The 12,401-nt window shown below is 48.7% G+C and carries 10 protein-coding genes; 9 read left to right on the forward strand and 1 reads right to left on the reverse strand.

All coding sequences use genetic code 11. The features are described from left to right. The first annotated feature begins 47 nt into the window (after positions 1-47). The 5 genes from glmM (at position 48) to HMPREF1548_RS05435 (ending at position 6,617) form a co-directional block, all read left to right on the forward strand. Complete coding sequence (gene glmM, locus HMPREF1548_RS05415) at positions 48-1,385, forward strand: phosphoglucosamine mutase (RefSeq protein WP_025487717.1); 1,338 nt, start codon at positions 48-50, stop codon at positions 1,383-1,385. A gap of 200 nt (positions 1,386-1,585) precedes the next feature. After that, the gene (locus HMPREF1548_RS05420; protein WP_021634826.1) at positions 1,586-2,827 is read left to right on the forward strand and encodes an ABC transporter substrate-binding protein; all 1,242 of its coding nucleotides are present in this window, start codon (positions 1,586-1,588) and stop codon (positions 2,825-2,827) included. Continuing rightward, complete coding sequence (locus HMPREF1548_RS05425) at positions 2,824-4,563, forward strand: sensor histidine kinase (RefSeq protein WP_021634827.1); 1,740 nt, start codon at positions 2,824-2,826, stop codon at positions 4,561-4,563. The genes HMPREF1548_RS05420 and HMPREF1548_RS05425 overlap by 4 nt, the downstream gene beginning before the upstream one ends. Next, positions 4,547-6,067 carry a response regulator transcription factor gene (locus HMPREF1548_RS05430; protein ID WP_021634828.1) on the forward strand — a complete coding sequence of 507 codons (1,521 nt, stop codon included), beginning with the start codon at positions 4,547-4,549 and terminating at the stop codon, positions 6,065-6,067. The genes HMPREF1548_RS05425 and HMPREF1548_RS05430 overlap by 17 nt, the downstream gene beginning before the upstream one ends. Positions 6,068-6,377: 310 nt before the next feature. Next, entirely contained in the window at positions 6,378-6,617 is a 240-nt protein-coding gene (locus tag HMPREF1548_RS05435; protein ID WP_021634829.1) for an HPr family phosphocarrier protein, read from the forward strand. 72 nt (positions 6,618-6,689) lie between these two features. On the opposite strand, the gene HMPREF1548_RS05440 is transcribed toward HMPREF1548_RS05435, so the two are convergent. Then, positions 6,690-7,514, reverse strand: coding sequence for an AraC family transcriptional regulator (locus tag HMPREF1548_RS05440; RefSeq protein WP_021634830.1), 825 nt, complete (start codon positions 7,512-7,514; stop codon positions 6,690-6,692). Positions 7,515-7,888: 374 nt separating this feature from the next. Here HMPREF1548_RS05440 and HMPREF1548_RS05450 point away from each other — a divergent pair, with 374 nt between their 5' ends. The 4 genes from HMPREF1548_RS05450 (at position 7,889) to HMPREF1548_RS05465 (ending at position 12,400) form a co-directional block, all read left to right on the forward strand. Next, positions 7,889-8,668, forward strand: coding sequence for a response regulator transcription factor (locus HMPREF1548_RS05450; RefSeq protein WP_051358327.1), 780 nt, complete (start codon positions 7,889-7,891; stop codon positions 8,666-8,668). Next, complete coding sequence (locus HMPREF1548_RS05455; protein ID WP_021634833.1) at positions 8,665-10,386, forward strand: cache domain-containing sensor histidine kinase; 1,722 nt, start codon at positions 8,665-8,667, stop codon at positions 10,384-10,386. The genes HMPREF1548_RS05450 and HMPREF1548_RS05455 overlap by 4 nt, the downstream gene beginning before the upstream one ends. Positions 10,387-10,570: 184 nt before the next feature. After that, on the forward strand, positions 10,571-11,485 hold the full coding sequence (locus HMPREF1548_RS05460) for an ABC transporter permease (RefSeq protein ID WP_021634834.1): 915 nt from the start codon (positions 10,571-10,573) through the stop codon (positions 11,483-11,485). A gap of 12 nt (positions 11,486-11,497) precedes the next feature. After that, entirely contained in the window at positions 11,498-12,400 is a 903-nt protein-coding gene (locus HMPREF1548_RS05465) for a carbohydrate ABC transporter permease (protein WP_021634835.1), read from the forward strand. Position 12,401 lies beyond the last annotated feature (1 nt).

Raw genomic sequence — 12,401 nt, forward strand, 5'->3', positions numbered from 1 at the left:
ATAAAATGGCAGACGGAAATCGTGGTTGACCCATGAAAGGAGATCATATGAAGTATTTTGGTACCGATGGATTCAGAGGAAAAGCAAACGAGGTTCTGACGGCGGACCATGCCTTTAATATCGGAAAGTTCCTGGGCTGGTATTTTACGGACGGCGCCCATAAAAAGGCGAGCTGCGTTATCGGAAAGGATACCAGACGCTCCAGCTATATGTTTGAATATGCCCTGGCGGCAGGCTTAAGCTCAGGCGGCGTAGATGTCAACCTGCTTCACGTTACCACCACGCCCAGCGTATCCTATGTGACAAAGAGCGGGGATTTTGACTTTGGCATCATGATTACCGCCAGCCATAACCCTTTTTATGACAACGGAATTAAAATCATAGACAAAGACGGCTTTAAAATGGAGGATGCCGTACTGGAAAAGGTGGAGGACTATCTGGACGGCAAGGTGGAAATCACCTGCGCCCGCAATGAAAATATCGGTAAAATTACCGACTACATCCAGGGAAGAAACCAGTATATCAGCTATCTCACCTCCACTACCATACATTCCTTCCGCGGCTACAAGGTGGGTCTGGACTGTGCCAACGGCGCAGCCAGCAGCATTGCCAAGACGGTATTTGAAATGCTTGGCGCCCGCACTTATATGATTCATGATGAGCCGGACGGCCTGAATATTAACGTGGACTGCGGTTCCACGCATATTGAGTCCCTGCAGAAGTTCGTAGTGGAAAAAGGTCTGGATGTGGGCTTTGCCTTTGACGGCGATGCTGACAGATGCTTTGCTGTGGACGAAAAAGGAAATGTTCTGGACGGCGATTTGATTATGTATCTGTGCGCCGTGCACATGAAGGAAAGGAATGCGCTGATTGACGATACGGTGGTTGCCACAATCGCTTCCAACATGGGAGTGGAAAAGGCTCTGGAAAAGCAGGGCATCCGCATGAAACGCACGCCGGTCGGCGATAAATACGTATCCCTTGAAATGCAGGAGCATGGCTACAGTATAGGCGGCGAGGAATCCGGACATATTATTTTTAACAAATACAGCACCACAGGGGATGGAATTCTGACCGCCATCCGGGTGATGGAAATTATTGTGGGAAAGAAAACCATGCCTTCCTTCCTGACCGCAGGAGTCACCCTGTTCCCCAAGACACAGATTAACAAACGGGTGCAGGATGCCGCGGCAGTATTGGAAAATCCCGTGGTGAAAGAGGCCATTGACCAGGCTTCTCTGGAGCTTGACGGCTCAGGCCGCGTGCTGATCCGCAAAAGCGGCACGGAGCCGGTGATCCGGATTCTGGTGGAGGCCCGTGAGGAAGAGGTCTGCCGGAAGCTGGCTGAACAGATTGCCGCGAAGATGGAAGAGGCAGGACAGTAAAAATAAGGCATACAGGAAAATAAAGAGCTGAGGCAGGGGAGCCATAACGGAAAAGATTTCCGTAAGGCTCCCTTCTTTCATACGAATATGATATACTTTTAGTAACTATTCAACAGGCCAGCGTTTTGTGCTGACCATAAGAAAATGATTCAGTTAGTAACCATTCAGCTGGTCCGCTGTAGAAAACAGGGAGATTGAAAATGAACGTCAGAAAAATCGGGCTGAGGGCAGGCATGGCATTTCTTCTTACATTGCTGCTTTTTACGGCAGGCTGCGGCAGGCAGGCGCAGGAGGAGGAAAGCGCACCTGAAAAAACGGTGGTAACGCTCTGGCATTACTGGGATATCCCAGCCTGCCAGCAGACTCTTTCGAAGCTGGTGAAGACATTTAACGCATCCCAGGAGCGCATTACGGTGGAAATAAAATATGTACCGGATGAGGATTTTAAAAAACAGCTTGCCCTGAGCATGGCGGATGGAACCATGCCGGACATTGCGGTGGTGGATTCCTCAGATTTCCGGTTTTTCCATAATATGAAGCACTTTGCGGATTTGACAGGGAAGCTGGAGGTGCTTCCCGAATATCTGCCCCAGGCGATGGAACCCTGTGAAATTGACGGAAGGGTTTACGGCCTTCCCTTTGGAATGAACTGTCCGGCGCTGATTTACAATAAACAGATGCTGGAGGAGGCAGGCTGCGCTGTGCCTGCAACCTGGGAGGAATTCTGCGATACGGCGGTCCGTACCACAAACGAATCCCACTACGGGTTTGCAGTGGCGGGAATACAGAGTGAGGAAAGCCTGTATGCCTTTCTTCCGGTGCTGTGGTCTATGGGAGGGGATGTGACGCGGATAGACAGTGAAGCGGGCAGAAACGCATTCAGCCTCCTTGGGACGCTTTCGGAACAGGGCGTTTTAAACAGACAGAGCGTGAGCATGACGCTGGCGGATGTGATGCACCAGTTTTCAAAGGGAAAGACGGCGATGATGTTCAATACCTGCATGACAGTGGGGTATATCCGCAAAAACGCGCCGGATATAGAATTCGGCATTGCCCCCATTCCCTCGGATGGGGAAAGGATAACCACGGTAGGAGGCGAAATCATGGCCGTATCGGAGGATGGACATGTGGAAGAGGCGCTGGAGTTTATGCGCTACCTGGCAGAACCCCGGAGGATGCAGTCCTATATGGATGATTTCGGCTTCCTTGCCCCAAGGGATGACGTCATGGAAAAGCAGTTTCCCGACGACGAAGAGCGTAGAGCTTTTGTAGGGCTGTTTCAAACGGCCAGATGCAGGGAATTTGCACCCTGGTGGCCCAGCGTATCAGGAACGGTGACCGAAGCCATGGAAAATGTCATTCTTGGGGCCGACGTGGAGGAAACCTTAAAGGAAGCGGAGAAAACCATTACGCTCCTGCTGGAGCAGGGAGGCGGCGAATGAAAAGACCCTGGGGAATTCGTATCAGATTGATTTTTATGCTTCTCACATTGCTTTTTATCCCCATCCTGATTTTTGCAGGGGTATCCCAGCTGCGGCTGAATTCATCCATGGAGGAAAGCCTGGACAGCCGGGTGCAGGCAGGCCTGGAAAAGTCCAACCGCAGTCTTTCCCTTACCCTGGAGAAATATTATACGCTCCTTTACGACTTCTGCACGGATGACGATATGATAGATTTGGTGGAAAAATTCAATGCCGGCGCAGAAGATATGGAATCCGTTAAAATCCGTATCCGCAGGGAACTGAAGCACATCTGCAACCGGAATGACGGCGTGATTGGGCTGGCTGTTTTTACAGCGGACGGAACCTGCCTTTACTATGACGGCCTGTCCTCCTCCACCAGCGAAAGCCTCTGGATAAACAGCAGCATGAACCTGCTGCAGGATGAAGTGGAGATGTATCAGCCCATAAAATACGCCACAGTGGCGGGAAATGATCCGGTATATGTTTTTTCCATCCAGAGAAGGCTGATTGATTACAGGGATATCCATAAGGAAGTGGGAAGCGTTCTTATCAGCGTGGATGAAAGAGTGCTGCAGGACGCCATGAAGGGAACCGGGAGTGAAATCTTTGTTCTGGAGCAGGACGGCAGAGTGCTGAGCGCGCCGAACAACAGCATGATCGGGTCCACCATCAGGCTGGATCAAATCAGCCGCATCGGAAACAGGTCATATTCGGAATATAAGGCGGCATCGGTAACAAACGAAAAGAGCGGCTGGAACATTGTGGAGTTCTATCCCCTGTCCCATTACCAGAAAACCATGCGGGATCAGTTCTGGCTGCAGGTGGGAATGGTTTTCGGCGTCTGCATTGTCCTGGTGTCCGCCGTACTGATTGTGATTCATCCTGTAATAGTGTCCGTGGAAGCCGTTTTGAAGGCCATGCACCGGGTGGAGGAGGGCGATTTTACCACCCGGGTGGAAAAACGGGGCAACATGCCCGCGGAGGTTGTGGAGATTGCGGACGGCTTCAACGAAATGGTGGCGCAGACCGATTTGCTGCTGGGACAGGTCAGGCAATCCGCCCTGGAACAGAAAAACGCGGAAATATCCGCCCTGGAGGCCCAAATTGATCCACATTTCCTCTACAACACCCTGGATACCATTAACTGGAAGGCGATTGCCAGAGAGGAATATGAAATCAGTGAAATGGTTGGGGATTTGGGAGATATCCTCCGTTATGCCATCAAGAATGCAGGCGGTGTCACCACACTGGGAGAAGAGATCGCCTGGCTGAAAAAGTACACCCGCCTCCAACAGGAGAAGCTGGGAAAGGAAATCCAGATTTTCTGCAGCCTCACCTCCGAAGCCGCAAAATGCCCCATGCATAAGCTGCTTCTGCAGCCCTTTGTGGAAAACAGCATCAGACACGGGCTGCATGGCAGCAAAAAAGAACCGCTCCTGATAATAACCGGAGAGCTGGAAAACGGTATGCTCCGGGTAAAAATCGAAGACAACGGAAAGGGTATGCCTGAAGAAACGGTGACAATCCTGAATCAGCCGGATTATCACAGGGAAGACCATTTCGGAATAGAAAATGTGAGAAAAAGGCTGCGGCTCTATTACGGGGAGGCCGCCAGCGTTCTCTTTGAAAGCCGCCCGTCCGAATATACGAGGGTGACGTTGTGTATTCCCGTAATGGAGGAAAAGAAAATTGAGAATTGTGATAGTGGAAGATGAAGCGCCCATCAGGGAAGGCATGGAAGGAATCCTGAAAAAACTCAATCCTTCCTATGAGCTGGCGGGAAAAGCCGCCGACGGCATTGAGGGCCTGGAGGTCATCCGTCGTGTAAAACCGGATTTAATCATAATGGATATCCGCATGCCTGATATGGATGGCCTGACCATGCTAAAAAAGCTGCGGGAAGAGGGCGTTGCCAGCAAGGCCCTGATCCTGAGCGCATATTCTGATTTTTCCTATGCCAAACAGGCCATGGAGCTTGGAGTGAGCACCTATCTTCTCAAACCTGTAAAAATCCAGGAGCTGAAAAAAGTGTTGAAGCAGATGGAGGAAGAGGTACAGGAGAAAAATCACCAGGGAACGCTGCTGAGCCTGGAAAGCATGACCCGCAGCGCATTGACGGGAATTCTGGAAAAAACGGAGGAAACCGCCGCCGCGCTTGAGAAAAAATATGATATTAAAGCAACGGATCCGATGACCGTTTTCATCATTTGGCTGGGACGGTTTTATGATGAAAGGAAGGACATTGTGCTCCGTATCCTCGGTGAGGTGGACGGGCATGTGCAGGGCTTCAGCAGCGTGGTGACCGCATTCCCGGAACGGACGCAGTGCACGATGGTGCTGTACCATATGGAGCAGGATCGGGACTGGGAAGCTTATTTTAACCGTTCCGTAGTCCCTATGCTGCTTTCCAATACCGACAGCAAAGCGGTGTGTGTCTGGGATGAATGCGGGGGCTTTTATGAACTGGAGGAAAGCCGGAAGCGGATACGCCGGCTTCTGGAATGGAGCCTTTCACTGGGCAACGGGAAAATCATATCTGAGCGGCGCATCGCGGACATTCCCGTATATCCGCTGAAATATCCGCCGGAGCTGTCCCTGCGGCTGAAACAGTCCGTCATCAAGGGCGATGAAAAGGAGTTTAAAGCCTGCTTCACGGAATTCCTGAATTACTGCAGGGATCAGGTGCATAAACCAAAGGATATCAAGGAAGCGTGCATTACATTTCTGTGGACAGCTCTGAATACGGCCCGGGAATACATAACCTTTGAGGAAAATGAGCTGGAGGTTCCGGAGCTGCTGGAGGCCATAATGAACGCTTATACCTGGGACGACGTGGGTGTGAGCATGAAGCGCCTGTTTGACGCCATCATGGCGGGGGGAATTACCGGAAAGCAGGAAGTAAGCCCCCTGATCGCCCGGGCGAAGCGCATGATTGAGGAATACTACAGCCAGGGCATTACCATGGAGGAGGTCGCCAGGAAGCTGGCTGTTTCCCCGGAATATCTGAGCCGCCAGTTCAAAAAGGAAACCGGCATATCCTTTACGGAGGAGGTCCGGAATGTGAAAGTGGAAAAGGTAAAGACCCTGCTTCTGGGAACCAGCCAGAATCTGACCCAAATCGCAGCAATGACCGGCTTCTCCGATCCGAAATATATGAGTAAGGTATTTAAAGAGGAGGTAGGCGTCCTCCCCGCGGAGTACCGCCAGATGAACAGCTGAACCCTTATTATCATGGAGGAAAGCCGTATCCGACAGCGGTACAGGCCGTATTTTCCCCTTTTCCAAAAAGGATAACACCCCGTTTCACCGTTGAAAAAGGACACGAAAACCCACTTTTTCACCGTGAAACGGGTTACAAAGTGCAAAAATTTCCCCCAATATTAAGATTTTCCTCCTAACAGGGAGGAATTTTTTTTGTATGATAAATACAACGAAAAAAGAAACTAATCGATGACGGCTTACAGATGCGCCAAACGTAAAAAGCGAACATAAAGAACACAACAAAAGATGAATTTCAGGAGGTATTGAAATGAAATCAGTTAATATTTATCTGGAAAATGCAGCGGCGGCAGAATCCTTCGTACAGACCATGAGACAGTTCGAAGGAGAATATGACCTGGCTCTCGGAAGCTATACTGTGGATGCCAAATCCATCCTGGGCGTATTCGCCCTTGGTATCGGAAAAACTCTGAACCTTGTATTTGTGAACTCCAAAGGAGAAGACGAGGATGTATTGAATGCAGTGGAACGTTACCGTATGGCTGCATAAATACGATTTGTATAATTAACAGTTTCCCCCAAACAAAGACGGTTCCCCGGAAAAACAGGGAACCGTCTTTGTTTATTGAGGAATCCATATTTCCACCAGGCAGGTATCCTCCGCGTCGTTCCAGGACACATATTTTTCAATGGTGGGAAGCGGCCCCTTATGGAACCTGCTGGAGGGCAGAAACTCCGTGTTAATCTGGCGCCAGACATTTCCCAGCGTATTGTCCGAAATCTTACCGCTTGCCTCGAACTTCAGCCAGGTGGTTGCAGGATATTGGTACACACTGTACTCATCCCCGTCGTAATCCTCACATTCCACGGCGCACATATAGTCGTTATTTCCCTCATCGTCAAAACCGAAGCATAATCCCAGGTCAAAGAAGCTGCCGGTAAGCGAACGGATCCGGTCATTGCTGCCGTCGCTCTTTACGATGGCCCAGGTACCGCCGCCGTAGGGCGTAATCCTCCTTATACCGATGACCTGAAAGGCTTCTTTCTCCACTACGCTGTAATTCATTTTTTCTATCCCCCTGATATTAATTTCAAAAGTGAGGCGGCAGTAAAAAACCAGGCTGGGGTTGGATTTCCTGACCTCCGCAGGAGTAATGCCGTACAGGTTTTTAAACGCCACCCGGAAGGCATCGTCCGACTGGTAGCCATAATCCATTGCGATGTCAAGTAGCTTTCTGTTAGTATTCAACAACTCATATGCCGCCATGGTCAGCCGCCGCCTTCTCACATATTCTGAAAAAGGAATCCCCACAATCTGTGAAAAAGAGCTCTGAAACATGGAATACGGACATGCCGCAATCTTGCTGATTTCTTCTTCGGAAATCTCTCCGTGTACCGAAGCCTCCACATAATCCATCACCTTGTTAAGCCTTGTCGTCCAATCCATTATCCCTCTGTCTCCTCCTTACCTTCAGTATATCCAAACTGCAGAATCCCGCCCGATAATTATACAGTTAATTTTAACGGATATGAGAGGAAAAGGAAAGCATATTCTCCCCGGGATCCAGGTGGGGTGCAGGATAAACGCATCAGCGTGGGCGGCGCCCTTCCCGCCATCCGAGGCTGCGGCTGCCGGCCGGAAGGGCGTCACCTACGCTGATGCGTTTATCCTGAGGTGGGGCGTGTCCTGTAACCGGAAAAGAATGGAATTGTGGAATCGGGGAAACGATGGTAGACTAAAATAAAGTAAAAAGAGTCAGAACAGTAGTAAAATGGAGCGTTGTTCTGCGGAATGCCTGAATATACATGGAGGCGGAGAAGATGGATACATACCGGGTTTATCTGGTGGATGACGAGCCATGGGCGCTTGTTTATCTGGAGAAAATTGTAAAGTGGGAGGATTTGGGCTTCAGGATTACAGGAAAATTTGAGAATTCCATGGAAGCCTTTAACCAGGCGGTCTCCGATCCTCCGGATGTTATATTTATCGACATACGGATGCCGGAAATGGATGGTTTGAGCTTTATGAGAAAAGCTGTGGAAGCGGGTCTTCCCTGCCGGTTTGTTGTTATCAGCGGATTTGCAGAATTCAGTTATGCACAGGAGGCCATACGCATGGGTGTGGTATGCGATTATTGCCTGAAACCCATTGCCAGGGACAAGCTCACAGTGTTGCTTGGCAAGTTGCATTTGATATTAGAGGAACAAAAGGAAAAGCAACAGGAAAAAGAAGAGATCCCCCTGACGGAAAATCCGGTATTTCAGGAGTTGCTGACTTATATGCACGGACATTTCCAGGAAAAGCTGGTGCTGAAGGAGCTGGCGGAGCAGTTCCACCTGAATGCCAATTACTGCTGTGCACTGTTTAATAAGGATACCGGCGGTTCTTTTTCCGAATATCTCACCTCTATCCGAATGAAGGAGGCGGAACGCCTCCTGACCCATACCACGCTGTCACTGGAGGAAATTGCAGTGCAGTGCGGCATCCAGGACTATTACTATTTTAATAAGGTATTCAAAAAATACAGCGGCGCAACACCCAGCCAGTATCGGAAGCAAAGGAAAAACCCGGAGAACCGGGCTGCCATGGAGGAGATATGAAACTGAGTTTTAAGAAAAGTATTGTGCTTATTATATTTGCGGCGGTGTTAATCCAGATTGGCAGCCAGTTCATATATATACACAGAATTGCGGAAAATTCAGCGAAGCGTCTGCTTTCCTATACCAATACCACCGTGAAACAGATAGAAAACAACCTGGATTCAGCTTTTAAAAGCATTGCCTATACCACCACCTATTTTTCCATCAACTCCGCCGTACAGCAGTTTCTGTCGGAAGAAGAGCAGCTGGAAAAATATAAAATGCTTACCTTCGTGAATGATACCTGCCAGGCAGCCATGGCCATGAATTCCCAGATACAGACAGCTCTGTTGTTTGATAAGGAAGGAAATTGTGAATTCAGCTACAGCTCGTCGGAAATGAAATTCCATGAGGAGCTGAAGAAAATCGAGAGGGAATGCTACCGGGAAGCTGTAAATAATCGTTTTATTTTCTATCAGGGTGACGACGGCCGGGAAATGCTTCTGTGCATTACTCCTATTTATTCCAATAAGGCGGCCATTTTTACCGAGAGCCAGCGCATTGGCACAGTGATGCTTGTCATACGGCCTAATGCCATCATGAAGGTTTTAGAGGAAACCGGGAATTCGGAGGAGGTAGAGTTCTATCTTCTCGATCCGGAGGGGCGGATCATGGCGGCCAATTCCGGCGCGGATACCCTGGAAAGGGATCTGCGCGGCTTTACCTATCTGGAACGGGAAATCTGGGGAGAGCAGGGCTTCCGTATCGTTGCAAAGATTAACAACCATCAGGTGGTAAAAGAATATGACCTGTTTAAAAGCCAGATGCTGCTCAGCTGTGCCATAATGGTGGGAATGCTGCTGCTAATTGGGTGGCTTTTCAACCAGACCATTGCCCATCCCATTGACAGGCTGATCGGGGAAGTTGCGGAGCTTGGCACGAACCGGAGGAAAAAACAGATTACCGGAAAATACCACTTCCAGCTCACCCCCCTTGTTGATAAAATGAATGAAATGCTCAGAAACAACGACCAGATGTCGCATCGGATCTTTGAAACACAGAAAAGGCTGTACGAGTCGGAGCTTGTGAAAAATGAGAGTGAAATCTATGCGCTCAGAAGTCAGATTAACCCCCACTTCCTTTACAATACGCTTCAGTGCATGGGTGGAATCGCCCTGATGAATGATCAGCCCGTAGTGGCGGAAATGGCAGCCAACATGGCTGAGATCTTCAGATATTCCATTAAGGAAGGTGATAAGGTTAGCATGGAGGAGGAGGCGGATTTCCTGAGAAAATATCTGGATATCTGCGATGTGAGATTTAACGGCAGATTTAAGTGGAGGATAGAACTGGAGGAAGGACTGGAAAGCCTGCATATTGATAAAATGATTCTGCAGCCGCTTGTGGAGAATGCGGTTTACCATGGACTGGAAAAACGGACTGCGCCCGGAGGAATGCTGTGGATTCAGGGAGAAAAAGAAGGCAAGAGCCTGATTTTCCGTATCACCGACAACGGCTGTGGGCCGGATGAAGAGCAGCTTGCACTCCTGCAGGCAACCCTGGAAAATAAAGAGCTCCTGGAGCAGGAAAGGCGCGCCAGGAAGAGGATAGGGCTTGTAAATATCCAGAGCCGTCTGAAGCTGATGTATGGGGATGCAGGCGGCCTGACATTCGGCCGGAAGGAGGGAATGACAATAGTAACGGTGAAGCTGCCCATAGATATACAGGAAGGGCGGTAGTTTCCGAAAGCGCGTGGATCGTATCGTCACGCGCTTTCCTTATGCCTGCTGCAGTCTTCTTTTGTCTGCCATATTTTTTGTCATAAACTGAGTTTTTTACAAAAATAACTGATTTCGTTTCATAGGCTCTTTTTTATTCCTTTGTTAAAATAATCTTATCAAAAAGAGAAAGGAATGAGGGGTCTTGAAAAATAAAGCACTGTTCAGAAAAAGTCTGAAGAAGAACGGAATCTTATATTTATTTCTTTTGCCCATGATAATCTACATCCTGATTTTTAACTATATGCCTCTGGCAGGGCTGCAGATTGCTTTTAAGGATTTTGTAGCTACCAAAGGAATTTGGGGAAGCGAATGGGTGGGTTTCAAATATTTCCAACAGTTTTTCAGTTCTCCCATGTTCTGGAAGCTGCTGAAAAATACGCTGGTAATCAGCCTGTATCAGCTGGTGTTCAGTTTCCCTATCCCCATAATACTGGCGCTGATCCTGAATTATACACCCAATCAGAAACTGAAAAAATTAACGCAGACCGCCACCTATGCGCCGCATTTTATTTCCACAGTGGTTCTGGTGGGCATGATGTTCGTATTCTTCGATCCTGCGGCCGGAATCGGAACCACTATCCTGAAGGGATTCGGAATGAATAATCCCCAGGTGCTCACCGACCCTGCCTCATTTCCCCACCTGTATGTCTGGTCCGCCATCTGGCAGACTACCGGCTGGTCGTCAATTATATATATAGCGGCGCTGTCCGGAGTCAGTCCGGAGCTGCATGAGGCAGCGATTGCGGACGGAGCCAGCAAGCTGCAGCGTATTATTTACATTGATATCCCCATGCTGATACCTACGGCAGTGATTCTGCTCATTCTAAACTGCGGAAATATCATGAACCTGGGCTTTGAAAAGGTGTATCTGATGCAAACGGCGCCCAACCTGTCCACATCAGAGGTTATAAGTACCTATGTTTACAAGATCGGTCTTCAGGGACAGCAGTATTCTTATGCTTCCGCTATCGGCCTTTTCAACAATATAATCAACTTTACAATCCTCATTCTCGTCAATCAGATTGCGGGAAAAACGACGGAAAATTCATTGTGGTAAGGGAGGGTGATTATGGAAACGAAAAAAATTAAAGCCGGAAGGGAAGACCGGATTTTCAATATTGCGGTGACCGTGATTTCCCTTGTAGTGCTGGTCATTGTACTGTATCCACTGTACTTTGTAATCATTGCTTCCATCAGCTCTCCGGAAGACATATCCCTGGGAAAGGTAACCTTTCTTCCCTCCGGTATCAATTTTGCAGCATATAAATTCGTTCTGGAGGAATGGAAAATCTGGAGAGGCTATCTGAATACGATTTTTTATACTTTTTTCGGTACTCTTTTGGGTACCAGCGTTACCCTCATGGCAGCCTTCGCCCTGTCCAGAAGGGATTTGTTCGGCAGGAATGTAATTACCAAGCTTTTTGTATTCACCATGTTTTTTTCCGGCGGACTGATTCCCACTTATATGGTGGTCAGCAGCCTGCATCTGGTAAACACTAGGACTGTTCTGGTTGTGATGGGAACTGTGACCGTATATAACATGATCATTGCCAAGACCTTTTTTCAGAACAGCCTTCCTGAGGAACTGTTTGAAGCGGCGGAACTTGACGGCTGCGGGATTGGAAAATTCTTTTTCAAAATCGCGGTTCCCTGTTCAAAAGCGATTATTGCCGTGATTGCACTGTATGTAGGCGTCAGCCAATGGAACTCTTACTTTACGGCAATGATTTATGTGACGGATCAGAAAATATATCCTCTGCAGCTTGTGCTGAGGGATATCCTGATTCTTGGACAGCAGCTGACACAGATAACGGATCCGGCTGAAATCGAGGCTCTTGTGGAACGCCAGAAGGTAGCACAGATAATCAAATATGTAGTCATTATCGTTTCTTCGCTTCCGGTCATCTGTGTATATCCGTTTCTGCAGAAATATTTTGTAAAAGGCGTTATGATTGGTTCGGTCAAAGGTTGAC

The organism is Clostridium sp. KLE 1755 (assembly GCF_000466465.2).
Classification (GTDB): Bacteria; Bacillota; Clostridia; order Lachnospirales; family Lachnospiraceae; genus Eisenbergiella; species Eisenbergiella porci.